This is a genomic window from Sphingobium sp. (assembly GCF_049304695.1).
GTDB lineage: Bacteria > Pseudomonadota > Alphaproteobacteria > Sphingomonadales > Sphingomonadaceae > Sphingobium.
On sequence record NZ_JBAQOK010000067.1, the window covers coordinates 1 to 24,731 of the forward strand.

Below are 24,731 nucleotides of genomic sequence, written 5' to 3' on the forward strand. Positions count from 1 at the left end.
GTTCTGACGTCTGGACTGGATTCCCGCCTGCGCGGGAACACGTCCCTCTATTACGTGCTGTTACGCGACCTGTCGGCCAAAGTCGGAGGAGGCGTTGCGCAGGCTGGCGAGTTTGCCTTCCACGCTCATGAAACCGCGTTCCAGCTGGTCGATTTCCGACGCGACGACTTCCGTATCCTGCCGGATGGCTGAAATGGTGGTGGACATCGAATCGGCGGCAAGTGCGGTTTCATCGACCGCTGCGGTAATCATCGTCACGGTCTGCGCCTGCGCATCCATGGCGTGGCGGATGCGGTCGGCGCTGGCCTGCACTTCGCCCACCGTGTCGCGGATGCGTTCGTTGGTATCGACCGACAGGCGCGTGGAGGTCTGGATGTCAGCGATGCGTCCGGCGATTTCGTCGGTGGCGCGGGCGGTCTGGTTGGCGAGGCTTTTGACTTCCTGCGCGACGACGGCAAAGCCGCGTCCGGCGTCGCCTGCACGGGCCGCTTCGATCGTGGCATTGAGCGCGAGCAGGTTGGTTTGCCCGGCGATGTCGCGGATCAGGCCCAGGATGGATTCGATGGATTTGGCATGTTCGGACAGGGTGGCCGACATGGTGACGGCTTCGCCCGACTGGCGTGCGGCACGCTGCGCGACGCCCGCCGCGCTTTCCACTTCGGTGCGTGCGTCCTCGATCGCGCGAATCAGACCAGCGGAGGTGCGGGCGGCTTCGCGCATGGCAAGGGCGGATTGTTCGGCGGCGGCGGCGACTTCGGACGCCTTGCCCAGCATGCCACGAGTCGCGGCGGACGCATCCTTGGCCTGTTCGCGCAATGATTCGCCCAGTTTGGACGCGCCGTCGATTTCGCCGACGATGCGCTGTTCGAACAATGTGCCGTAACGCTGGCGCTCGATGCGTTGCGCTTCAGCTTGATCGGTCGATAGGACATTGTTCATGAAACCGGAATCCAGCATGGCGATGTGCATCATGGACGCCAGCAGTCGGCGGCACCGGGCTTCGTCGGTATGGCACCGTTCCCAGATGAGGGTGATCACCTGTTCGTTCGATGCGGCAACGGCGGTCAATACCGAACGGACCGAAACACCATGTTTGCGGGCATGACGCACGCAATCGGCGGCGGAGCGCGCCCAGCGCCCATCGTCGAAATGAAGCAGCTTCTGTTCGACGAATATGTGGGCCTCGGATTCGATCCGATCGATGATCTGCGCGCTCAACTGGTTGCGCAGCCCCGTGCCGTTCATATAGGTTTCGAAGAAAGCCGACCCCACGCTGGCAATATCCTCCTTGATCAGCGCGCCTATTTCCTGCGCAGCCTTGGCAATGGATCCGTCGGGATCCATTTGGAGGATATCGGCCGAACCGAAGGTCGCGGCGGGAGCGAAGGATGACATCTAAACATTGCCCCTGTGGATGGCATGATCTGAGAACGTCGCAACCTTAGCCGCCTTTGGTTAATCCTTCCTTATCCCGACATGCACGAAAGACGGGTTTCCATCGCTTGCCCTCTTGTGCGTTCGCTCTTAAGGGGATCGGACTTACGGGATATATCAGGGACACGGGTTAGACATGGCGCGATCCAACAGCCGGCCACTCTCGCCGCATTTGACGATCTGGAAATGGGGACCGGCCATGGCCGTTTCCATCGCACACCGCGTGACCGGCAACGGCCTGGCGACCGCAGGGGCGCTCGGCCTCGTCTGGTGGCTGATGGCGGCCGCGATCGGGCCGGAAGCCTATGCGACATTCGTCAAATGCGCGACGTCACCGATCGGCTATCTGGTGATGGTCGGCCTGTCCTGGTTCTTCTTCCAGCATCTATGTTCGGGTTTGCGCCATTTCGTGCTCGACATGGGGGCGGGCTATGAACTGCGCACCAACAAGAGCTGGTCGATCGCGACCTTCATTTTCTCCGCCGTGCTGACGGGGCTTTTCTGGCTCACCATCCTTGGAAAGGCGTTCTGATGGGCAACGGAACTGGTATCGGCCGCGTTCGCGGTCTTGGGTCCGCACGTCATGGCGCGCATCACTGGCTGGCGCAGCGTTATACGGCGGCGGGCAATCTGTTGCTGGTGCTGTGGCTGCTGTTCAGCCTGATCAGCCTGCCGGGGCTGGATTATGAAAGCGTCACAAGCTGGATCGCCAATCCGCTGGTCGCAGTGCCGATGATGCTGATGCTGGTCAGCATCTTCTGGCATCTGCGCCTTGGCATGCAGGTGATGCTGGAGGATTATGTCCATGACAAGGGTCTGGCCTTTCTCTCCATGCTGCTGCTCAATTTCTATGCCTTTGGCGGCGCGGCTGCCGGCATCTTCGCGATCGCCAAGATCGCCTTCACGGGGGTCGTGAAATAATGACCGAAGCCTATAAGATCATCGACCACACCTACGACACGGTCGTCGTCGGCGCTGGTGGTTCGGGCCTGCGCGCCACCATGGGCAGCGCGGAAGCGGGCCTGAAGACTGCCTGCATCACCAAGCTGTTCCCGACCCGGTCGCACACTGTGGCGGCGCAGGGCGGCATCGCCGCGAGCCTTGGCAATAATTCGCCCGATCACTGGACCTGGCACATGTACGACACCGTCAAAGGGTCCGACTGGCTGGGCGATCAGGACGCGATCGAATATATGGTGCGCGAAGCGCCTGCGGCCGTCATCGAGCTGGAACATGCCGGCGTGCCGTTCAGCCGGAACGAGGATGGGACGATCTATCAGCGTCCGTTCGGTGGCCATATGCAGAATATGGGCGCTGGCCCGCCAGTGCAGCGCACCTGCGCGGCGGCCGACCGTACCGGCCACGCGATGCTGCACGCGCTGTATCAGCAATCGCTGAAATATGACGCGGACTTCTACATCGAATATTTCGCCATCGACCTGATCATGGAAAATGGCGAGTGCCGGGGCGTGATCGCGCTGTGCATGGAAGACGGGTCGATCCACCGCTTCCGCAGCCATGCGGTCGTGCTGGCGACGGGCGGATATGGCCGCGCCTATTTCTCCGCCACATCGGCCCATAGCTGCACCGGCGACGGCGGCGGCATGGTGCTGCGCGCGGGACTGCCTTTGCAGGATCTGGAATTCGTGCAGTTCCACCCGACCGGCATTTACGGCGCGGGCGTGCTGATTACCGAAGGCGCGCGGGGCGAGGGTGGTTATCTCACCAACTCCGAAGGCGAGCGCTTCATGGAACGCTATGCTCCGTCAGCCAAGGATCTGGCGTCGCGCGACGTCGTGTCCCGTTCGATGGCGATGGAAATGCGCGAAGGGCGCGGTGTCGGCGAGCATAAGGATCATATTTTCCTGCACCTCGACCATATCGATCCCAAGGTGCTGGCCGAGCGTTTGCCGGGCATCACCGAGAGCGGCAAGATTTTTGCGGGCGTGGACCTGACGCGCCAGCCGCTGCCGGTCACGCCGACGGTCCATTATAATATGGGCGGCATCCCGTGCAATTATCATGGGCAGGTGGTGACGAAGGTCGGCGACGATCCCGAAGTCATCGTGCCGGGCCTGTTCTCGGTCGGTGAAGCGGCGTGCGTTTCGGTGCATGGCGCCAACCGCCTCGGCTCCAACTCGCTGATCGACCTAGTGGTGTTCGGCCGCGCGACCGGGCTGTTCCTCAAGGACAATCTCAAGCCCAACGCGCCGCACAAGCCTTTGCCTGCGGATGCGGCGGATCTGGCGCTCAGCCGTCTGGACCATTATCGCAATGCCAATGGCGGCACGCCGACGGCGGACATTCGCCTCGACATGCAGCGCACGATGCAAAAGCATGCCGCCGTGTTCCGCGACAGCGCCCTGTTGTCCGAAGGCGTCACGCAGATGCAGGCGGTCAACAAGCGGTTGCAGGACGTCAAGGTTTCGGACCGCTCGCTGATCTGGAACACCGACCTGATCGAGACGCTGGAACTCGACAATCTGATGTGTCAGGCGATCTGCACGATGGAAGGTGCCGATGCGCGCAAGGAATCGCGCGGGGCGCATGCGCATGAGGATTTCCCGAACCGCGACGACGAAAACTGGATGAAGCATACGATCAGCTGGTTCGAAGGCTGGGGCGGTTCGGGCGGCAAGGTGACGCTCGATTATCGGCCGGTCCACGACTATACGATGACCGACGAAGCGGAATATGTGAAGCCCAAGGCGCGCGTATATTGATCCGATCCATCCGGGTTTGAGTAAGGAAAAAGGGGCGGGCCGAAAGGTTCGCCCTTTTTTATGCGCGGTTGATCCTGCCGACTATGGGAAAGCGGCGATGGCGACGTCTATGGCGCGAACGGCGGGAAATGGGGAAGGGCTTTCCCCATGCGCCAAGAGATAGTCCGATGATACGCCCGCGTTTTCTGCTGACCATGCACAAATTCGGACAGGGCGGGGCGGATCGCGTCGCGCTGCTGCTGGCGAGCGGCTTTGCCCGTGCTGGCAACGACGTCACCATCGTGCGGATGCAGTCGGGTGGTGAGGGAGAAGCGGCGCTTACGCCTTTGTGCGATCCCGCGATCGAAATCGCCAGCGCCGGTGCGCCGATGGGGTCGCGCAAGCTGGAACTGGCCCGCGGGCTGGCGCTGATCGTGCGACGGATCCGGGCTGCGCGGCCGCACGTCGTGCTGGCGACCAGCAACAATATCGGTCTGGTCACGGCGTTTGCCGCCCTGATCGTCCCGCGTTCAGGCATCCGCTTTGCGTTCAAGACGACCAATCCGGTGATCCGCCCGCGCGACAAGAGCAAAGTCGCGCAGTGGTATCGGCGCAGGCTTTACGGCTTTATCTTTGGCCGCTTCGATTGCATATTGCCGCTGACCGATGCGGAGCGGGGCAGGCTGATCGCGCTATATCCGCAATATGAGCAAAAATTTCACACCGTCATGAACCCCTATGTCAGCGACGAGATGTTGGCAAACTTCACGCCGCAGACGACGCGGCGCGATGCGCCAAGGACGATCGTCGCGCTGGCGCGGATGATGCCGCAAAAGCGGCTCGACCTGCTGGTGAGCGCCTTTGCCCGGATGCGGCGACAGCAGGACAGGCTGGTGATCGTGGGGGAAGGGCCGGAGCGGGCGGGGATCGAGGCGCTGATCGCGCAACTGGGACTGAGCGCGCGGGTCGAATTGCCGGGCTTTGCGGACGATGTCGTCCCCTGGCTGCGCAAGGCTGACCTGTTTGCGCTGTCATCGCATTATGAGGGGTTGCCCGCTGCGGTGATCGAGGCGCTTGCCACCAATTGCCCGGTCGTCACCACCGATTGTTTCGACGGGGCGGCTGCGCTGCTGGCTCATGCGCCCCATTGCGCCGTCGTGCCGTGCGGGGACGCCGATGCGCTGGCGGCTGCGCTGGACCGGGGGCTGGCGTATGACGAACGACCCACCAGCCTGCGCGCGATCGCACGGCGCTATTGCATGGCGGCGGCGATCGACAGCCATCTGGCGGTGCTGCATGAACTGGCCCACGCGGCGCAGGCCGAGCGGAGCAACGCAGTCCTGACGCGGATCAGGCCCGTGCGGCACTGAACCGCACCAGCGTTTCGTACGCCGCCAGTGGGGGCTTGCCCGCGATCGTCGCGCCGCCCCGCATCAGGAACAGGTGCCGGACGATTTCCGCCTGCTGCTCTATGCCGTAACGGGCGAAGGGCTTGCCGGGGATCACATCGTAGCTGTAGCGGCAGAAGGGGTGACGCATCAGGGGGAGCCACCACTTCCCCGACCGCTGGGCCTGCCAAACATGGGTCATTTCGTGGATGAAATGCCCCTGAACATGGACAGGCGTTGCGCAGAAGTCGGGGCAGAACAGCCCGCCGTCGGGATGGAACCACAGGTTGCCGTCGGGGGCCATGGTGACGCCGCTGGGCTGGAGCGGCCACCACTTCGCTTCATGCACGCGTACCCGCCCATAATCGATCGCGCTGCCGAACACGGTGCGTGCCAGCGCAATTTCGTCAGGCGTCAGGGATCGGCTGTTCAATGGCCCTCATGCTCGCCCGGCTTGGACGGCGCGGGCGTGGCGGAATCCGTTCCATCTGCCTTGCGAATCACCGCGTCCACCAGCAGGCGGTCGCCATTGCTCATCAGGAAGGTGAGCTGCATCTTGCCACGGCTGATGGCGGTGTCGTTCACGCCCCACAGCATCAGATGCTTGCCGCCCGGCGCGAAGGCGACTTGAGACTTGGCGGGGATATCGACGCTTTCGACCGGCTTCATGCTGGTCATGCCGCCGGACGACATGCTTTCATGCATTTCGACCTTGAGCGCATAATCGGTCAGCACACCGCGCAGTTGCGCGCCCGAATCGCCGCCATGCGCGATGAAATAGCCTGCCGACGGCGTGTCTTTGTTGGGCGACAGGCGCACCCACGCCTGATCGATATAGGTGGGGGCGGGATCGCCGCAGGCGGAGAGGCCCAGCATGAGCGGCGCTGTTAAGGCAAAAAGGGCAAAAGGCGCGCGCATGACTTCACTCCATGACTGTCTCGTTTCCGGTCGTGAGCACAGGTAATCGCGGAACCTTCTTGTGCCAAGGAAAAGCGCGCCTATATCCCCCGAAGCAAACCGGCCTTGCCTTGGCGCTTTCGTGAGGTATGGGCCAACAACCGCTGAACATGATTTGGGGTTCAAAGAGGACATAATGGCAAAAGTTATCGGTATCGACCTTGGCACCACCAACAGCTGCATCGCCGTCATGGATGGCGGCAAGCCAAAGGTTATCGAAAATGCGGAAGGTGCGCGCACGACGCCCTCCATCGTCGCCTTCGCCAAGGATGGCGAACGCCTGATCGGCCAGCCGGCCAAGCGTCAGGCCGTGACGAATGGCGACAATACGATTTTCGCGGTCAAGCGCCTGATCGGCCGCCGCTTCGACGATCCCATGACCAAGAAGGACATGGAACTGGTCCCCTATGACATTGCCAAGGGTCCGAACGGCGACGCTTGGGTCAAGGCCGGTGGCGAGGATTACAGCCCGTCGCAGATCAGCGCGTTTATCCTGCAAAAGATGAAGGAAACCGCTGAGAGCTATCTGGGCGAAACCGTGACGCAGGCGGTCATCACCGTCCCTGCCTATTTCAACGACGCCCAGCGTCAGGCGACCAAGGACGCTGGCCAGATCGCCGGTCTGGAAGTGCTGCGCATCATCAACGAGCCAACGGCCGCTGCGTTGGCCTATGGTCTGGACAAGCAGGACGGCAAGACGATCGCTGTCTATGACCTTGGCGGCGGCACGTTCGACATTTCCATCCTGGAAATCGGCGATGGCGTGTTCGAAGTGAAATCGACCAACGGCGACACCTTCCTGGGCGGCGAAGATTTCGACGCCAAGGTCGTGCAGTTCCTGGCCGACGAATTCAAGAAGACCGAGAGCATCGACCTGACCAAGGACAAGCTGGCGCTCCAGCGTTTGAAGGAAGCGGCGGAAAAGGCGAAGATCGAGCTGTCTTCGGCGCAGTCGACCGAAGTCAACCTGCCCTTCATCACGGCGGACCAGAACGGTCCCAAGCATCTGGTCAAGACGATCACCCGCGCCGATCTGGAGCGGCTGGTCGCGGACCTCATCAAGCGGACGATGGAGCCATGCAAGAAAGCGATGGCGGACGCAGGCGTGTCGGCCAGCGAAATCAGCGAAGTCGTATTGGTCGGCGGCATGACCCGCATGCCCAAGGTGCGCGAAGCCGTGAAGGAATTTTTCGGCAAGGAACCGCACACCGGCGTGAACCCTGACGAAGTCGTTGCCATGGGCGCGGCGATTCAGGCGGGCGTGTTGCAGGGCGACGTCAAGGACGTGCTGCTGCTGGACGTGACGCCGCTGTCGCTGGGCATCGAGACGCTGGGTGGCGTGTTCACCCGGATGATCGACCGCAACACGACCATTCCTGCCAAAAAGTCTCAGGTCTATTCGACTGCCGATGACAATCAGCAGGCGGTGACGATCCGCGTGTTCCAGGGCGAGCGTGAAATGGCGGCGGACAACAAGATCCTGGGCCAGTTCGACCTGCTCGGCATTCCGCCAGCGCCGCGTGGCGTGCCGCAGATCGAAGTGACGTTCGACATCGACGCCAACGGTCTGGTCAATGTGTCGGCCAAGGACAAGGGCACCGGCAAGGAGCAGCAGATTCGCATTCAGGCGTCGGGTGGCTTGTCGGATTCGGACATCGACCAGATGGTCAAGGATGCCGAACGCTTTGCCGAAGAAGACAAGAAGCGTCGTGAAGGGGCGGAAGCCAAGAACAACGCCGAAAGTCTGGTCCACACGACCGAGCAGCAATTGTCCGAACATGGCGATAAGGTCGATGCCAGCCTGAAGGGCGAGATCGAGACCGCGATTGCGGAGACCAAGTCGGCGATCGAGGGCGGCGACGCTGAAGCGATGAAGGCCAAGGCGCAGGAACTCGCCACGGTCGCAATGAAGCTGGGTCAGGCGATCTACGAGAAGGAGCAGGCTTCGGCTGCGGCTCCGGCCGGTGAAGCGCCTAAGGCCGACGATGACGTGGTCGACGCCGAATTTTCGGAAGTGGACGAGAACAACAAGGCGTAAGCTGATGCTCAACCTCCGTCATCCCGGCCTGTGTCGGGATGGCGGAATGGGCGGGCAGGGGTCCAGATGACTACCGATATTGATTATTACGCACGGCTCGAAATCGAGCGGACCGCCGATGGCACTGTCATCAAGAGCGCCTATCGCAAGCTGGCGATGAAATATCACCCCGACAAGACCGGGGGATGCGCCGACAGCGAGGCGAAGTTCAAGGCCGTGTCGGAAGCCTATGAATGCCTGAAGGATCCGCAAAAGCGCGCGGCCTATGACCGTTTCGGCCATGCGGCCTATACCCAGCAACAGCAGGGTGGCGGCGGCGGCGGCGGTTTTCATGGCGGCGGCGCTGGCGGTTTTTCGGACCTTGGCGATATTTTCGAGACGATCTTCGGCCAGTCCGGCTTTGGCGGGGCGGGCGGCGGTCGCCAGCAGCAGCGGCGCGGTGCGGACCTGCGCTACGACCTCGAAATCAGCCTCGACGAAGCCTATCACGGCAAGCAGACGCAGATCGAGATCGAGGTGTCGGGCGCGTGCGAGACCTGTGATGGGTCAGGTGCGCAGCCGGGCACCGGGGTCAAGACATGCGGTACGTGCAAGGGCCATGGCCAGGTGCGCGCGCAACAGGGCTTTTTCGTGGTCGAACGCACCTGCCCTACCTGCCATGGTGCCGGGCAGATCATCGAAAACCCATGCCGGTCATGCCGGGGCGAAGGGCGCGTGGACAAGCCCAAGTCGCTGTCGGTCAATATTCCCGCAGGTGTCGATGAAGGCACGCGCATCCGTCTGTCGGGTGAGGGCGAGGCGGGCGCACGAGGAGCGCCAGCAGGTGACCTGTATATTTTCCTGCATGTGAAGCGCCATGCGATTTTCGAGCGGGACGGGACGACTTTATTCTTCCATGCGCCGCTGAGTTTCACCACGGCGGCTTTGGGCGGGACGATCGAAGTGCCGGGGCTGGATGGTTCGCGGCATGAGATCAAGATTCCGGCAGGCATTCAGTCGGGCAAGCAGATCCGTCAGCGTGGCGCGGGCATGCCGGTATTGAACGGGCGTGGCTTTGGCGATCTTGTCCTCCAGATCGACGTCGAAACGCCCACTCGGCTGACGGCGCGGCAGAAGGAATTACTCGAAGCGTTCCGGGAGACCGAGACGGGTGAGGAATGTCCGCAATCGACGGGGTTTTTCTCAAAGCTCAAGGAATTGTGGGGCGATTGATTCAACGCTGTTGGATCAATATCCTGTAAGGCGACGTGTTCCCGCGCAGGCGGGAACCCAGCCACGGCGTTGAACTGGGTTCCCGCCTGCGCGGGAACACGCGGTTTCTCGTTTAGATGATGACCCGCCCCCGCCGCGCCCACCAGTAGAAGGGCAATCCTGCAGCCATCAGGATGATGCTCGACCCGCTGGCGACCACGCCCGCGCCCCACAGCGTCCACAACGCATAGCATAGCCCAATCGCCGCAGCGGGCATGACCACGCGGAAGTGCAGGCTGGCGAGGGCGCAGCCGACATAGAGCCACAGGGTCGCCGAGGTCGCCAGCAGCGCCATGGCGGTGAAGAGCGACACCAATCCTTGCAGGCTGTTGGCGATGAGCAGCAGGCTGGCGAGCAGCGTCGACAGCATCAGTGCGCGGACCGGTGTTCCCTTATGCGTCGTAACCGCCAGCCAGCGTGGTAACTCCCCGGCTCGCGCCATCGCCAGCGGGGCTTCCCCCTGCAACAAGGTCCAGCCGTTAAGCGCGCCCAGGCAACTGACGACCACGAACAAAACGATGAAGCGGGCGGGGTAGGGCGACCAATAATAGCTGACGAACGCGCCGAAGGGCGATCCGGTCTGCGTCAGCGCGATGGGCAGGGTGAGGGCGATACCCGAACAGACGAGCAGGTAGATGAGGCCCGTGGCCGCCGTGCCGATCAGCGTCGCGCGCGGGATGGTGCGGGCCGGATCGCGCACCTTGTCCGCCGCGACGCTGGCGGATTCAAAGCCCATCAGCGCCCATAGGGTGAGAGAGGCCGACGCTGTGATTCCGGCGGCGGTCAGTCCTTGTGCGGGGAAGGGCGCGACCTGCGCGCTGCCATTGCCGAGGATCAGGATCAGCAGTCCCATCACGACCGCAATCGGGATCAGCTTGACGATCATGGTGACGATCTGCGCCGTGCCTGCCGCGCGCGCGCCGATTAGGTTGATGCCGGTCATGGCCCACAGGATCGCCATCGAACAGGCTACGCCAGCGCCCGGTCGGGCGAGCGCTGGCAGAACGCTCGACAGGTTGGCGGTCGCGGCGACGGCGATGGTGACGTTGGTGATGATGATCGAGAGCCAGTAGATCCAGCCGATCGCAAATCCCGCCAGGGGGCCAAAGGCGCGGGCGACCATTTGCGGCGCGCTGGCGTCCGGCATGGCGACGGTCAGGCGCGCGATGACGAGCGCGAGCAGCATGGACCCAGCGATGGTGAAGACCCACCCAGCCACTGCGTCCCACCCGAAGGGCGCGAGGGAGGCGGGCAGAAGGAATACGCCCGATCCGATCATATTGCCCATGACCAGCGCGATGCAGGCGGCCATGCCCAGCGTGCGGGCGGGGGCTGATGTCATTGTCATCGCGGCATGCTCCCCCGGCGTCATGGGTGGCAGATTAAGCGGGGTTGTGTGTGACGCAAGCGGCTATGGTCGGGCTAAAGAAAAACGCCGCCCTTCATGATGCGGCGGGCGCGGCCCTGGACGGGGACGCGGTCGAAGGGGGTGTTGCCTGCCGATGCGGCCATCTTCGCTGAGTCCACGATCCATGGGGCGTCGGGGTCGATGAAGATGAGGTCGGCGGCGCTGCCCGGCGCGAAACTGCCCGCGTCGATGCCCAATATCCGCGCGGGATTGGCACTGAGCAGCGTCATGAGGCGGTTAAGCGTCACATGCCCGTCACGCACCAGATTGAGCGCCATGGCCAGCAGCGTTTCGGCGCCCGCCATGCCGGGGGATGCATCGGCAAAGGGCAGGCGCTTATCCTCCGGCCCGCGCGGATCGTGGCTGGATGTGATGACGTCGATCGTGCCGTCGGCGATGGCGGTCAGGCTGGCGAGCCGATCCGCCTCGTCGCGCAGGGGCGGGGAGAGGCGGGCGAAGGTGCGGAAGTCGGTGACGGCCTGATCGTTGAGGAACAGATAGGCGGGGCTGATGCCGCAGGTGACGTTCAGCCCCTCCGCCTTGGCCGCGCGGATCAGGTCGAACCCGGCACGGGTCGTGACCAGCCGGAAATGGATGGCCGCGCCGGTTTCGCGCGCCAGAATGATGTCGCGCGCGATCGCCATGGCTTCGGCGCAGGCGGGGGCGTTCGACAGGCCAAGGCGCGTGGCGGTTTCGCCCGATGTCGCGACGGCTTTGCCCGCCAGCCCGCCATCTTCGGCATGGGCGATGACGGTGAGGCCAATCCCCGCTGCATAGGACAGGACGCGCAGCATGACGCCGGAGTCCGCGATCCATTGGCGGCCAGTGCCGACGGCTTTCGCGCCCGCCGCCTGCATCAGGCCGATTTCGGCGAGTTCGGTGCCTTTAAGGCCGCGCGTGGCCGCAGCGATCGGGTGGACCCAGAAGTCGGGCTTGCCCGCACGAGTCGCCTGCCGGATCAGGGCAGCGTCGTCCAGCAGCGAGGATTGGTCGGGCATCAACGCGGCGCGGGTGATTCCGCCGAAGTGAAAGGCTGGTTTGTCAGTAGCGAAGACGCCGAGGTCAATGAGGCCGGGGGCGACGACAAGACCGCCTGCGTCGATCGTGTCCGCGTCTTCAGGGACGGCGATGTCGCCCGCCGCGACGATCCGGTCGCCCGCGATCAGCAGCGTGCCGGAGATAAGCGTGTCGCCGGCAGGGTCGGCCAACTTGCCGTTGACGATCGCGAGAGTCTTCATGCCCATCCCTCCGTTTCTGCTGGTCGGGATGTTCAAGCCCATCCCTCCACGCCGCGCGCACTCCGCGTCAATATGTCGAGGCAGGCCATGCGGATGGCGACGCCCATTTCGACCTGTTCGGTGATGGCCGACCGGTCGGGATGATCGGCCACGCTGCTGCTGATTTCCACGCCCCGGTTCATGGGGCCGGGGTGCATGACCAGCGCGTCGGGCTTGGCGATGGCCAGCCGCTCAGGCGTCAGGCCGTAGAGCATATGATATTCGCGCGCAGAGGGAATGAACGCACCGTCCATCCGCTCATTCTGAAGCCGCAGCATCATCACGACGTCCGCGCCGTCCAGCCCTTCGTCCATATGGGTGAAGGGTGTCGCGCCGAGCATTTCGACCTGCGCGGGCATGAGCGTGGGCGGCGCGACCGCGCGGACCTGCGCCCCCAATGCAGCGAGGCAGAGCATGTTCGATCGCGCGACCCGGCTGTGCAATATGTCGCCGCAGATCGCGACGATCAGTCCTTCGAACCCGCCCTTGCGCCGCCGGATGGTCAGCGCGTCGAGCAGGGCTTGCGTGGGATGTTGGTGCCAGCCGTCGCCTGCGTTGAGGACCGGGCAGTCCACCTTGTCCGCGATCAGGGCGACTGCGCCTGAACTGGCATGGCGGATGACGATGACGTCGGCGGCCATGGCGTTCAGCGTCATGGCCGTGTCGATCAGCGTTTCGCCCTTTTTCACGCTGGAGGTCGCCGCCGCCATGTTGACGACATCCGCACCCAGTCGCTTGCCCGCGATCTCGAAGGACAGCAGGGTCCGGGTGGAATTTTCGAAGAAGGCGTTGATCTGCGTCATGCCTGTCAGGCGATCGTCATGCTTGCGCGCGCCGTTGCGGTTGGAGCGCGCCCATTGTTCCGCCTCGTCCAGCAGGAAGCGGATTTCCCAGGGTTTGAGGTCCGCGATCGACAGCAGATGCCTGTGCGGAAACAACGCCCGGCCTGTCAGGTCGGGCGTGGCGTCGGGAATGAAGATGTCAGGCATGAGCCGATCCTGTAAGCGAGGCCGCGCGTTTGGGCAAGCCTAGCCACGCCCACGCAGGCGTCCCCATATGGCATGATCGTTCAGCACCGCGCGGGCCGCATTATGGCCCGGCGCACCGGTCACGCCGCCGCCCGGATGCGTGCCCGCGCCGCACATATACAGACCTTTCAGCGGGCCGCGATAGGCGCCATGGCCCAGCATCGGGCGGGCAGCCCACATCTGGTCGAGCGAGAGGTGGCCATGCATGATGTCGCCGTCGATCAGGCCGAATGTGCGTTCCAGGTCGAGCGGCGAGTGGATCTGGCGCGCGATGATGCTGCGCGCGAAGCCGGGAGCGTGGGCATCGACCGTCGCGATGATATGGTCCGCCGCTGCTTCCCGTTCATCTTCCCAGTGGCGCCCGTTGGGCAGGTGGGGGGCGAATTGCTGGCAGAAGAGGCTGGCGACATGATGGCCGGGCGGCGCAAGGCTATCGTCGATGGTGGAGGGGATGAGCATTTCCACGATCGGCCGTCTGGACCAGCCGTCGCGTTTGGCGTCCATGAAGGCGCGGTCCATATAATCGAGCGTCGGGGCGATGATGATGCCCGATTGGTGATGCAGCCCTGGGCCGGGTAAGCAGGTGAAGTCAGGCAGGGTGGACAGGGCGACATTCATGCGGAATGTGCCCGACCCGGTCTTATACCCTCTGATCCGGCGCACGAAGTCGGGGGGCAGGTCCGATGGAGCGATCATCCGGTCGTAGAGCAGCTTTGGCCCGACATTGGCGATGATGGATTTGCCCATCACTTCCTCGCCATTTTCGAGGACGACGCCGACCGCGCGGTCGCCATCGACCAGCACGCGATCGACGGGTGTTTCCAGAGTGAGGACCACACCCAATGCAGTTACGATACGGGCCATGATCTGGGTGATTGAGCCCATGCCGCCGACGCAATGGCCCCATGCGCCTTTCTTGCCATTCACCTGCCCAAAGACGTGGTGCAGGAGGACGTAGGCGCTGCCGGGCGCGTCGGGGGAGGCGTAGTTGCCGACGACGGCGTCGAAGCCGAAGGCAGCCTTCACCGCATCGCTTTCGAACCATGAATCCAGGAAGTTACGTGCCGATTTTGTGAAGAGGTCTAGCACGTCGCGCTGTTGATCGAGCGACAGGTGGGTGAAGCGGCGCCCCTGTTTCAGCGCCGCGACGACCATCGCGGGGCCATCGCCGACATTGGGCGGGGTTTGCAGCACCATGTCGCGCAGCAGGTCGGCCACCACCTCCAGCGTCGCGTAGTAAGCGGGGAGGGCAGCGGCGTCCTTCGCGCTGAAGCGGGCGAACTCCGCCTGCGTGGCGGCAAGGCCGCCGCCAAGCTTCAGATAGCCGCCGTCCGGCTGTGGCAGGAAATTGCTGATCGGCCGTTCGATCACGCGATAGCCATGATCGGCCAGCGCCATGTCGGCGATGACTTTGGGATTGAGCAGGCTGACAGTGTAGCTGGCGGTCGAGTTGCGGAAGCCGGGGTGAAATTCCTCCGTCACCACCGCGCCGCCGACGACAGCGCGCCGTTCCAGAATGCGGACGGAATAGCCGGCGCGGGCGAGATAGAAGGCGCACACCAGCCCATTATGGCCGCCGCCGATGATGACCGCGTCATAGATCTGGGTCATGCGCGGGCGCTCCATCCGGGGGGCGGGGGACGATGCAGCCGCGCCTGTGGGATGATGTCACGCATCCGCCCGCAGAAATGGCGCAGGGCGACTTCCCTGTCGCTCAAAGGCCCGACGGTAAAGCTGGCCGACGCCATGCCTGCCTGCATCCGGGCGAGGAGCGCTGTATCCTCCCCATTCACCTGCCGGTTGATGCGCCAGTTGAGGTAGCGGGCGGCCTGCATCTCTTGCCGGTCATCGGGCAGGGCGTAGCTGATTTCCCGGATGACCGTATGAGTGGGCGACACCGGCATCCAGGCCATGAAATCGATCTGATCGGGGTAGATGTCGAACGCGAAATTGGGCCACAGCTTGTAATAGGTCCACAGCCTTTGCCGGTCGGGCGGCAGATGCGGGACGGCGGGCAGAAAATGCTGGTATGCGCGTTCGGACAGGTTGGTCGAGGGGCGATCGAGGATCGGTCCCCACATGCGATCGACATGCGCGCTCGCTTCCACGCCATAGCCATCGCCCATCAGCCGTTTGAGGCCGGGATGGGCGACGGATATGTGCAGGCCGTCGGAATAATTGTCGCCGATCACTTTCCAGTTCACGGCGCGCGGGCGCAACGTCACGCGGCCCAGCGCGCGCAGGTCGGCAAAGCGATAGGGGGCGATCTGCGCCATATAGGGTGCCATCATCTGCGCGATGGAGGGGCCGCCATCATCGTCCAGCCGGATGAAGAGGAAACCGTGGAAATCCTCCACATCCACTGGTGCAAGTCGCTGTTGGGCCAGTGCCCTGGCGTCATAGCTCGCCCGGTCGGGCACGCCGGTCAGTCGTCCGTCATTGGCATAGGTCCAGCCATGATAGGGGCAGGTGATTTTGCGTGCGCAACCGGACGGGCCATCCAGCATCCGTGCGCCGCGATGGCGGCAGACATTGGTGAAGGCGCGCACCATGCCATCGTCGCCGCGCATGACGATGATGTTTTCACCGACATGGTCGATCAGATGATAGTCGCCGGGGGAGGGGATATCGCTGGCATGGCAGACGATCTGCCAGGCGGGACGAAAGATGCGTTGTATCTCCAGCGCGAAAAATTCGGGGTCGTGATAGGTCCAGGCTGGCAGGCTGTATGCCGCATCCGGGTCCGCCCCGCTCAATGCAGCCGCTGCCACTGTGTCATGCTCCCCCAAGCCTGAATATTTTACGGATGTACGACAATCGACACTATCGGGCAAGGCATGCGGGTCATCGTGTCCGGTCCGGCATGACGCCCCAATCCTTCACCACTGCGTCCCGGCTGGCCACCGCTTCCCATGGGAAGACGAACCAGTCTTTGGTTACTGAACGGTCGATGGTTTCGGCGCGATAGTCGATGGTGGCGATGGAGCGGATATTGTCGATCAACACCGCAAAGCGCACTGCGTCGTCCGGCGTATCGGCCATCGCGGTCTTGAGGCCATTGATCGTGCTGCCGCTGTCGTTGATGTCGTCCACGAACAACAGCCGTGCGCCTTTCGCCGCCCGGTCCCGCAGGCGTTCCAGCAGCAGGTCGGCAAAGTCGGGAACGCCCGCCGACAGATCGATGGACAGCATCGGCCGGTCGATGGCGTGGGACAGGAAGGTGGCTGGGACCAGCCCGCCGCGCCCGACGCCCACGATATGGTCTGGCCGCCATGGCGCGGTGGCGATGGCAACGGCCAGCGCATCGACCTGCGCCAGAAAGCGGTCCATCGCAATGTCGGTCAGGATGGGATCGGTCATGCCTGCTCCGTGGCTGCCAGGTCGTTTGGCGCTTGATCCCGCGCGCCATATTTGCGCGCCAGCATCGCGCAGGCCATCAGCTGAATCTGGTGAAACAGCATGACCGGCAACAGGATCGGCCCGACCATGCTGGCAGGGAACAGCACGCCTGCGATGGGGACGCCGGTCGCCAGGCTTTTCTTCGACCCGCAAAATTGCAGGACGATGGCATCGGCGCGGGGCAAGCCGAGCATTCGCCCCAGCCCCCATGTGAACAACAGGACGATGACGAGCAGAATGACGCAGGCCGCAGCGAGTATCGCCAGGTCATGACCCGACACGCTGTTCCACAATCCTTCCACCACCGCCGCGCTGAAAGCGGCATAGACGACGAGCAGGATGGACCCGCGATCGACCCGACCGATCATCGCCTTATGCCGTTCCACAAAGCCGCCGGTCCAGCGTCGGGACAAATGACCCACCAGGAAGGGCAGCAGCAGTTGCAATATGATCCCTTCGGCAGACGACAGCGAAATAAGGCCGCCCGTGCCCCCGCTCTGCATCAGCAGCGCGACCAGCAGCGGGGTCAGAGCGATGCCGATCAGGTTGGAGAAGGATGCGCTGACCACCGCCGCCGCCACATTGCCGCGCGCGATGGCGGTGAACGCGATGGAGGATTGCACCGTGGACGGCAGCAGCGTCAGGAACAGCAGCCCCGCGCGCATGTCCGTCGGGATGACAGGGATATGCTGCATGGCAAGGCCGATGAGCGGGAAGGCAGCGAAGGTCGTGCCAAGCACTGCCAGATGCAGTTTCCACGCCTTTGCGCCATCCCATATGGCAGCGCGTGACAATTTTGCGCCATGCAGGAAGAAAAGCAGGACGATGCCCGCGTCCGCCAGCCATTCCGCAATCTTCGCGCCATCCCCTCGCGCAGGCAGGAACGACGCTAGGGCGACCGTGGCGATCAGCAGGAGAAGGAAAGGGTCGAAGGCTTGGCGCAGGCGTTTCATCGGCAGATTCGATCGGTGTTGAGGCTGGGCAGGGGGATAGACGTGGCGCACGGGTTGCGCCAACAGTTTTGGCGGAACCGAGGATGAGATGGAGACGGATGTGGCTGACGGCATCATGCTATTGGAAGGCGAGGGCGCGAGCCGGGGCGTTCTGGAAATCCGAATCGACCGACCCGACAAGAAAAATGCGCTGACCGGCGCCATGTATCGGGTGATGACAGCCGCGCTGGCCGATGCGTCCGCCCGCGCCGACATCGGTGTCGTGCTGTTCACCGCTGCGGGTGACGCCTTTTGCGCGGGCAACGACCTGGGTGATTTCATGAACGGACCGGAGGGGGGCGCTGCGGCGTTCGCCTTCATCCGCGCCATCGCTGCGTTCGACAAGCCGATAGTCGTGGCGGTGCAGGGGCTGGCGGTCGGGGTCGGCACGACGATGCTGATGCACTGCGACCTGATCTATGCCGCGCCAGACGCGCGTTTCATCATGCCGTTCGTCAATCTGGGGCTGGTGCCGGAGGCCGGGTCCAGCCTGATCGCGCCTGCGATGATGGGTCATGCCAAGGCGGCGGCGATGTTGTTGCTGGGCGAGCCGATGGATGCGCAGGCGGCGGACGGTGTAGGATTGATTACCGCCATCGTGCCGCGCGAATCGCTGGAGAATCATGCGCGGGTGAAAGCGGCAGCGTTGATGGCAAAGCCGCCGCAGGCGCTGATGCTGACGCGGCAATTGATGAAGGGCGATCCTATATTGCTGAATGCCCGGATCGAGGAGGAAGCGCGGCTGTTTCGCGAAACTTTGGGTTCCGCCGAAGCGCAGGAGGCTTTCGCGGCCTTCTTCGAGAAGCGCGCGCCGGTGTTCAGGCAGGAATAAACGGAAGGGCCGCCCCGTATCGCTTCGGCGACCGGGGCGGCGCCCATGTTATTCGTTGCGCAGGTCGCTGCCGGCCTTTTCGAGCGAAGCGCCGACGTCCTGCCTGGCCTCATTGGCTTCGCGCTTTGCGTCGGCTGCGGCCCGGTCAGTCGCGGAATCGACCTTTTCAGCGCCATTGTCGATCGCAGCGCCAGCCCGGTCGAGGCCATTGTCGATCTTGTCACCTGCACGATCGGCGGCAGTGCTCAGGTCGTTGCCGATCGACGATCCGGTGTTTTCCAGATGATCCTCGGTCTTTTGCGAGCAGGCCGACAGGCCAGTGACGGACAGGACCGCGATGGCGGCCAGAAGGGATTTGCGCATGGTGAGTCCTTTTACCTGATGCGTGGAGCCTGATAAGCGCGGGAAGGGCGATAAGGTTGCGTCGCGGCGCGCCGATGGCCGCTATTTGCCGCGCAGGCCAAAGACCATCGAGCGGTCCTGATCGGGGATCAATCCTTCCAGCACGCGCCAGAATCCGGTGACTGATCCCTGCCCCGCCTGCGCATAGGCGGTGGCCATGTTTTCGCGCAACGCACGGAACAGGTCGGCCTCCAGCGCTGCACCGGTGGGGCTGAGGCGGAGCAGTTTTTGCCGCCGGTCGCTGGCACCCGCGCGCGTTTCGATATAGCCGCGCTCGATCAGGTCGTTGAGCACGCGGCCCAGCGATTGTTTGGTGATGGCAAGCAGGCGCAGCAGTTCCTTGACGGTCAGGTCAGGCTGGCGCGAGATGAAATAGAGCGCGCGATGATGCGCCCGGCCCAGCCCCTGCGCCGCCAGCCCTTCGTCGATCGAGCGGGTGAGGGCGGAATAGCCGAAATACAACATCTCGATCCCGCGCCTGATCTCATCCTCCCGCAGGAAAAGCGGGGAGGCGGGCGCGATCTGCGTCGGGGTGGGGGAGGAAGCGGACATGGCCGTCGATAATCCAGGGGAAAGGAGAAAGCCCCTTATTGACGACAGGAAACTGTGATGACTAGGCTTTCCTTTCGCCAATCACACGTTATATGCCTGTCCGCGCCGACGATCAGTCGGCCATGCTGGGGCGTCGCCAAGCGGTAAGGCAGCGGCTTTTGATGCCGCCATGCGCAGGTTCGAATCCTGCCGCCCCAGCCAGTCGAATCCACAGCTTTGAGGATATCCCAAGCGCGAACTGCCGCTGATGGGTGATTCGTTGCCCTGTTCTTGGCGACATGTCAGTCCGCTGGCGTCGCGGCAGTCAGCCAGGATTTTGCCGATTCGAGATCGCAGAACACCTTCGCTCTTGGATCGCCGAGATTTCTTTCGACCTGCATCCTGGCAAGGGCGCTGCTCGTCACGACCGCGACCCGGCCAGCATGCATCTGTCCCGTCTCAATGAAAATTTCGGTCAGGTTGCGCACAGTATCAAGCGATTGCACCCCGAAACTGCGCTGGTCGATGAGCATATGGAAGGTCCGGTAGGTGGCAGACAGCCTGGTTACGGTGTCCGTGATTTCCGCCCTGAAGCGCGCGACGGTGAGCGGCGTCCAGAAGCCGTCGAACGTCAGGCACAACATATATGCCTCTTCCGAAAAGTCGATGCGGTACGCCTGCTCGTTTGGTTGTGCGTTCATAGTGAACTGTTCCTCTGCCTGCACTCTATTAGCAGAGCAGGGTTAAGGAACGACCAACTGCGAACGGATCGGTGATCGGTGCTTATGGCGAGGTGATCACCAGTTGTCGGCGATCAGCATATGATCTGCATCGGATTTTCGACGAGATCACGGAACGCGGCCATGAAGCGCGCAGCGGCGGCGCCATCGATGGCGCGATGATCGAAGCTGGCGGTGGAAGTCATGATCGTCGCCAGTGCGATCGCGCCATCGACTTTCCACGGTTTCTCGATCCCCGATCCGATGCCCAGGATCAGAGCCTGTGGCGGGTTGATGACCGGGATCATCTCGTCGATGCCATACATGCCAAGATTGGATATGGACGCGGTGCCACCCTGATAGTCTTCGGGCACCAGTTTGCCGTCGCGCGCCTTGCCTGCCAGTTGCTGGCTCTGCTGTGCAACGGCCGATAGCGAAAGGCTGGCGACGTCGCGGATCACCGGTGTGACGAGGCCGCCTTCGATTGCGACGGCCATCGCGATATCGACCCGGCTGAAGCGATACATTTCCTCACCCGCGAACTGCACATTGACGTCGGGCTCGCGCGTCATGGCCAGCGCCATGGCCTTGATTACAAGATCATTGACCGACAGTTTGACGCCGCGCGCCGACAGGCTGGCATTCAGTTCGCTGCGCAGCCCGAGCAGCGCGTCGATGCGGCAATGGGCAGTCAGATAGAAATGCGGCACGGTCTGCTTGGATTCGCTCAGCCGCCGCGCGATCGTCTTGCGCATGCCGCTGAGTTTCACCCTTTCCATCGGCACGCCAACCGGCGGCGCATGCACGGTCGCGACCATCGGTGCCCCGGTCACGCCCTGTCCCGCCACCGGGGCGGCCATCGGGGGCGTGAGGCCCAGGTCGGCCTTGACGATCCGACCGCGCGTGCCCGTGCCGGTGATGCCCAGCAGCGACAGGCCCCTGACCGTGGCTATGCGGCGCGCCAGCGGGGTCGCGCTGATGTCGCTATCCCTCGCCATTATCGCCGGTTTTGGCGCTATTGCTGCAGGTGCGGGCGGCGGCGCGGCAGCGATGGTCGCAGCGGCAACGGGCGCGGCATCCGCCGTTGCCAGCACGAGGGCCGCAACCGCCTCGCCCGCTTCGGCGATCGTCGCAATGACCGTGCCGACTGCGACATCCTCGGTCCCCGCAGGAACCGCAATCGACGCGATTACGCCTTCATCGATGGCTTCGAACTCCATCGTCGCCTTGTCCGTCTCAATCTCGGCGATCAGGTCGCCGGGCTTGATGCTATCGCCTTCCTTGACCAGCCATCTGGCCAGAGTCCCCTTTTCCATCGTGGGGGATAGGGCGGGCATTTTCAGTTCGATCGCCATGGTTCAGTTCCCAACGAAAAGTTCAGCGGCGGCTTCGACGATGGCGTCGGCATCCAGCCTGTAGGTGCGATAGAGGTCGGGCAGGTCGCCGGTCTGGCCGAAACGGTCGATGCCCAGCGGGCTGACCCGCATCCCCTTGACCCCGCCCAGCCAGGACAGCGCGCCGGGCGATCCGTCGATGACCGTCACCAGCGCCGCACCGGGTGCCAATTGGGACAGCAGGGCTTGGGCATGGCAGGGTGCATAGTCGCCGCCCGTCCAGCGCGCCGACCGCTGCGCCGACCAGCCGCGATGCAGCAGGTCGGGCGAGGTGACGTTCAGCAGGCCAAGGCCCGGCATATCCTCGGCCAGTTGCTCCCATGCCGCCATCGCTTCGGGTGCGATCGCACCGGTAAACACGATGGCGATCTCGGCCTTGGCATCGGGCTTGCGCAGCCAGTAGCCGCCCTTCAGGGCATCCTCTTCCCAATCGCCATTGGCGCGTTCGACCTGCGCGATCGTGCGGGTCGACAGGCGCAGATAGACCGAACTGCCGTCCGGCTTTTGCATATGGTCGAACGCATAGGCCATGGTCAGCGCCACTTCGTCGGCAAAGGCCGGTTCGAAATAGGTGAGGTTGGGCTGGCCCATGCCGATCAGGGGCGTATTGATCGACTGGTGCGCGCCGCCCTCCGGCCCCAGTGTCAGGCCCGACGGCGTGCCGACCAGCAGGAAGCGGGCATCCTGATAACAGCCATAGTTGAGCGCATCGAGTCCGCGCGCGATGAACGGGTCGTAGACGGTGCCGACCGGCAATAATCGCGTGCCAAATTGCGCCGCCGCCAGCCCCAAAGCCGCCAGCATCAGGAAGAAGTTATTCTCCGCAATCCCCAACTCGATATGCTGGCCCGCTGCATGGCCAGCCCATTTCTGGGCCGAAGGGATTTTGGCGGCATGAAATATGTCGGCCAGTTCCTGCCTGCGGAACAGCCCCCGCCGGTTCACGAATCCGCCAAGATTGGTGGTCTGCGTCACGTCCGGCGCGGTCGTGACGATGCGGTCGCCGATCGGGTTGCCCGGCTGGGCCAGATCCATCAGGATGCGGCCGAACGCCGACTGGGTCGATTGTTCCGCGCCATCGGGCACGGGCAGGCGCGACGGAATGGCGATCGCTTCGCCGGGTCGTTCGGACGGCGTTGCGGCAAAGGCGCTCTGTCTGATGAAGGCATCCAGTTCGGCGGCGACGTTATCGCCAAGGCCGGCATAGGGATTCCATTCGTCCCCCTGCGCTATGCCCAGACTGTCGCGCAATTGGGCGATCTGGGGCGGGTTCATCATGCCCGAATGATTGTCCTTATGCCCCGCCAGCGGCAGGCCATAGCCCTTGATCGTATAGGCGATGAACATGGTGGGCACGTCGTCGCCCGACGCGCTGTCGAAGGCCTGCGTCAGCGTTTCGACGCAATGGCCGCCCAAATTGGTCATCAGCGCGGCCAGAGCGTCGTCATCGAAGCTGTCGAGCAGCTTGGCGGCGTGCGGCTTGTCGCCGATGTCCGCCATCAGCCGTTTGCGCCACGCCGCACCACCCTGATAGGTCAGCGCCGCGAAATCGACATTGGGGCAATTGTCGATCCACTCCTCCAGACTCTTGCCGCCCGGCCGTTTGAAGGCGGCGCGTTGCAGCTTGCCATATTTCAGCGTCAGCACGCGCCAGCCGCAGGTTTCGAAAATATCATCGAACCGGCGGAACATGCGATCGGCGGTCGTATGGTCGAGCGACTGACGGTTATAATCGACGATCCACCAGCAATTGCGGATGTCGTGCTTATACCCTTCGATCAGGCATTCGTAGATATTGCCTTCGTCCAGTTCCGCATCGCCCATCAACGCGATCATGCGACCGGCGCTGGCTTCCTCCAACTGGCCATGCGCGATCAGATAATCCTGCACCAGACTGGCAAAGGCCGTAATCGCGACGCCCAGGCCGACGGACCCTGTCGAGAAATCGACCGGGATCTGGTCCTTCGTCCGCGAAGGGTAGCTTTGCATGCCGCCCAGTCCGCGAAAGCGCTGCAACTGGTCGAGGCTCTGGTTGCCCAGCATATAATGGATCGCGTGCAGCACCGGTCCGGCGTGCGGCTTGACCGCCACCTTGTCCTGCGGGCGCAGGGCATGGAAATAGAGGGCGGCCATGATGGTGGTCATCGATGCGCAACTGGCCTGATGCCCGCCGACCTTCATGCCGTCGCGCTTTTCCCGCACATGATTGGCGTTGTGTACGGTCCAGGACGAAAGCCAACGCAACTGCGTGTCCAGCTTTTCCAGCGCGTGTACAATGTCCTGCCCCGGACCGGAAACGAGCGTGTTCGTCATGAATCTCTCCAAACCTGTTTCTGGAACCTAAGCGGAATGGGCAAGGCATGTCCTTGCAAATATTGCGAAGAAACCGTAGTATTTCAGCAGGATTCGTACAATTTAGTCTATTAAAAGGCAGACTATGCTAATTTCTGATCTTGATGACATTGATCGCAGCATCCTGTCCAATCTGCAGTCCGACGGTCGGATGACGAACCAGCATCTGTCCGAGCAGGTCGGCCTGTCCCCCAGTCCCTGTCTGCGCCGTGTGCGCGCTCTGGAAGATGGCGGCGTCATCAGCGGCTATGTGGCTCTGGTGAATCCCGCGCCGCTTGGGCTGTCGGTCAGCGCATTCGTCCGCATTCGCCTCGATCAGCAGGATGACAGCCATCTTGCCCTGTTCGAAGCGGCTGTGACGGGCTTTCCCGAAGTGATGGAATGTTATCTGATGACGGGGGAGGCCGACTATCAATTGCGCGTGTTAGTCGGGTCGCTGGGCGAATTTGAGGATTTCCTGCGGTACAAGCTGACCAAGATCAAAGGCGTATCGCAGGTGACGACCAGCTTCGCGCTACGCCCCGTGGTCTATCGCACGGCCCTGCCGGTGTAATCGAACGAACCGCTTTCCGCTGACGCGAGGTCCGTCCGGCAGCAATGCAGGACGGCGACCGTCCCGCCCAACCC

General features: G+C 63.3%; 23 protein-coding genes and 1 tRNA gene. 9 read left to right on the forward strand and 15 right to left on the reverse strand.

The features are described 5' to 3' along the window. Nucleotides 1–60: 60 nt before the first annotated feature. Nucleotides 61–1,395 (reverse strand): methyl-accepting chemotaxis protein, encoded by a 1,335-nt coding sequence (locus WA070_RS10970; RefSeq protein WP_422633981.1) that lies wholly within the window; start codon nt 1,393–1,395, stop codon nt 61–63. Between the two features lie 175 nt (nt 1,396–1,570). Between WA070_RS10970 and sdhC the strand changes: the two genes are divergently transcribed. From sdhC to WA070_RS10990, 4 genes are all read left to right on the forward strand, one after another. Next, on the forward strand, nt 1,571–1,966 hold the full coding sequence (gene sdhC / locus WA070_RS10975) for a succinate dehydrogenase, cytochrome b556 subunit (protein ID WP_422633982.1): 396 nt from the start codon (nt 1,571–1,573) through the stop codon (nt 1,964–1,966). Then, complete coding sequence (sdhD, locus tag WA070_RS10980) at nt 1,966–2,355, forward strand: succinate dehydrogenase, hydrophobic membrane anchor protein (RefSeq protein WP_422633983.1); 390 nt, start codon at nt 1,966–1,968, stop codon at nt 2,353–2,355. Before sdhC ends, sdhD begins: the two co-directional genes overlap by 1 nt. Continuing rightward, complete coding sequence (sdhA, locus tag WA070_RS10985; RefSeq protein WP_422633984.1) at nt 2,355–4,157, forward strand: succinate dehydrogenase flavoprotein subunit; 1,803 nt, start codon at nt 2,355–2,357, stop codon at nt 4,155–4,157. The genes sdhD and sdhA overlap by 1 nt, the downstream gene beginning before the upstream one ends. 167 nt (nt 4,158–4,324) lie before the next feature. Continuing rightward, nucleotides 4,325–5,506, forward strand: coding sequence for a glycosyltransferase (locus WA070_RS10990; RefSeq protein ID WP_422633985.1), 1,182 nt, complete (start codon nt 4,325–4,327; stop codon nt 5,504–5,506). Here WA070_RS10990 and WA070_RS10995 read toward each other — a convergent pair. Both WA070_RS10995 and WA070_RS11000 read right to left on the reverse strand, forming a co-directional pair. Continuing rightward, nucleotides 5,487–5,957, reverse strand: a complete 471-nt coding sequence (locus tag WA070_RS10995) for a vgr related protein (protein ID WP_422633986.1) — start codon at nt 5,955–5,957, stop codon at nt 5,487–5,489. The genes WA070_RS10990 and WA070_RS10995 overlap by 20 nt on opposite strands. Continuing rightward, complete coding sequence (locus WA070_RS11000) at nt 5,954–6,442, reverse strand: copper chaperone PCu(A)C (RefSeq protein WP_422633987.1); 489 nt, start codon at nt 6,440–6,442, stop codon at nt 5,954–5,956. Before WA070_RS11000 ends, WA070_RS10995 begins: the two co-directional genes overlap by 4 nt. A gap of 175 nt (nt 6,443–6,617) precedes the next feature. Between WA070_RS11000 and dnaK the strand changes: the two genes are divergently transcribed. Together dnaK and dnaJ are read left to right on the forward strand one after the other, a co-directional pair. Next, nucleotides 6,618–8,519 carry a molecular chaperone DnaK gene (gene dnaK, locus WA070_RS11005; RefSeq protein WP_422633988.1) on the forward strand — a complete coding sequence of 634 codons (1,902 nt, stop codon included), beginning with the start codon at nt 6,618–6,620 and terminating at the stop codon, nt 8,517–8,519. Nucleotides 8,520–8,585: 66 nt separating this feature from the next. After that, nucleotides 8,586–9,731, forward strand: a complete 1,146-nt coding sequence (gene dnaJ / locus WA070_RS11010; RefSeq protein ID WP_422633989.1) for a molecular chaperone DnaJ — start codon at nt 8,586–8,588, stop codon at nt 9,729–9,731. A gap of 112 nt (nt 9,732–9,843) precedes the next feature. Here the strand turns inward: dnaJ and WA070_RS11015 are convergent, their stop codons facing one another. From WA070_RS11015 to WA070_RS11045, 7 genes are all read right to left on the reverse strand, one after another. Then, complete coding sequence (locus WA070_RS11015; RefSeq protein WP_422633990.1) at nt 9,844–11,142, reverse strand: amino acid permease; 1,299 nt, start codon at nt 11,140–11,142, stop codon at nt 9,844–9,846. Nucleotides 11,143–11,192: 50 nt separating this feature from the next. Beyond that, nucleotides 11,193–12,416 (reverse strand): dihydroorotase, encoded by a 1,224-nt coding sequence (locus tag WA070_RS11020; protein ID WP_422633991.1) that lies wholly within the window; start codon nt 12,414–12,416, stop codon nt 11,193–11,195. A gap of 32 nt (nt 12,417–12,448) precedes the next feature. Beyond that, nucleotides 12,449–13,444, reverse strand: a complete 996-nt coding sequence (locus WA070_RS11025; protein ID WP_422633992.1) for an aspartate carbamoyltransferase catalytic subunit — start codon at nt 13,442–13,444, stop codon at nt 12,449–12,451. 39 nt (nt 13,445–13,483) lie between these two features. Further along, entirely contained in the window at nt 13,484–15,094 is a 1,611-nt protein-coding gene (locus tag WA070_RS11030; RefSeq protein WP_422633993.1) for a phytoene desaturase family protein, read from the reverse strand. Next, nucleotides 15,091–16,254: an aromatic ring-hydroxylating oxygenase subunit alpha gene (locus tag WA070_RS11035; protein WP_422633994.1), complete on the reverse strand. Its 1,164-nt coding sequence runs from the start codon at nt 16,252–16,254 to the stop codon at nt 15,091–15,093. The genes WA070_RS11030 and WA070_RS11035 overlap by 4 nt, the downstream gene beginning before the upstream one ends. 73 nt (nt 16,255–16,327) lie before the next feature. Continuing rightward, the gene (locus WA070_RS11040) at nt 16,328–16,843 is read right to left on the reverse strand and encodes a phosphoribosyltransferase (RefSeq protein ID WP_422633995.1); all 516 of its coding nucleotides are present in this window, start codon (nt 16,841–16,843) and stop codon (nt 16,328–16,330) included. After that, nucleotides 16,840–17,835, reverse strand: coding sequence for a bile acid:sodium symporter family protein (locus WA070_RS11045; RefSeq protein WP_422633996.1), 996 nt, complete (start codon nt 17,833–17,835; stop codon nt 16,840–16,842). Before WA070_RS11045 ends, WA070_RS11040 begins: the two co-directional genes overlap by 4 nt. Nucleotides 17,836–17,950: 115 nt before the next feature. Between WA070_RS11045 and WA070_RS11050 the strand changes: the two genes are divergently transcribed. Next, nucleotides 17,951–18,706, forward strand: coding sequence for an enoyl-CoA hydratase-related protein (locus WA070_RS11050; protein WP_422634031.1), 756 nt, complete (start codon nt 17,951–17,953; stop codon nt 18,704–18,706). A gap of 48 nt (nt 18,707–18,754) precedes the next feature. On the opposite strand, the gene WA070_RS11055 is transcribed toward WA070_RS11050, so the two are convergent. Next, nucleotides 18,755–19,069 carry a hypothetical protein gene (locus WA070_RS11055; RefSeq protein ID WP_422633997.1) on the reverse strand — a complete coding sequence of 105 codons (315 nt, stop codon included), beginning with the start codon at nt 19,067–19,069 and terminating at the stop codon, nt 18,755–18,757. A gap of 81 nt (nt 19,070–19,150) precedes the next feature. Next, nucleotides 19,151–19,660: a MarR family winged helix-turn-helix transcriptional regulator gene (locus tag WA070_RS11060; RefSeq protein ID WP_422633998.1), complete on the reverse strand. Its 510-nt coding sequence runs from the start codon at nt 19,658–19,660 to the stop codon at nt 19,151–19,153. Between the two features lie 126 nt (nt 19,661–19,786). Between WA070_RS11060 and WA070_RS11065 the strand changes: the two genes are divergently transcribed. Continuing rightward, nucleotides 19,787–19,861: transfer RNA gene (locus WA070_RS11065), tRNA-Gln, on the forward strand. 80 nt (nt 19,862–19,941) lie between these two features. On the opposite strand, the gene WA070_RS11070 is transcribed toward WA070_RS11065, so the two are convergent. The 3 genes from WA070_RS11070 to WA070_RS11080 form a co-directional block, all read right to left on the reverse strand. Then, the gene (locus WA070_RS11070) at nt 19,942–20,364 is read right to left on the reverse strand and encodes an STAS/SEC14 domain-containing protein (protein ID WP_422633999.1); all 423 of its coding nucleotides are present in this window, start codon (nt 20,362–20,364) and stop codon (nt 19,942–19,944) included. 89 nt (nt 20,365–20,453) lie between these two features. Continuing rightward, a complete protein-coding gene (locus WA070_RS11075; RefSeq protein WP_422634000.1) occupies nt 20,454–21,713 on the reverse strand; it encodes a pyruvate dehydrogenase complex dihydrolipoamide acetyltransferase in 1,260 nt (419 codons plus the stop codon). A gap of 3 nt (nt 21,714–21,716) precedes the next feature. Beyond that, complete coding sequence (locus WA070_RS11080) at nt 21,717–24,065, reverse strand: transketolase (RefSeq protein ID WP_422634001.1); 2,349 nt, start codon at nt 24,063–24,065, stop codon at nt 21,717–21,719. Nucleotides 24,066–24,189: 124 nt separating this feature from the next. On the opposite strand from WA070_RS11080, the gene WA070_RS11085 reads away from it, so the two are divergent. Then, the gene (locus WA070_RS11085) at nt 24,190–24,657 is read left to right on the forward strand and encodes an Lrp/AsnC family transcriptional regulator (protein ID WP_422634002.1); all 468 of its coding nucleotides are present in this window, start codon (nt 24,190–24,192) and stop codon (nt 24,655–24,657) included. Nucleotides 24,658–24,731: the final 74 nt, after the last annotated feature.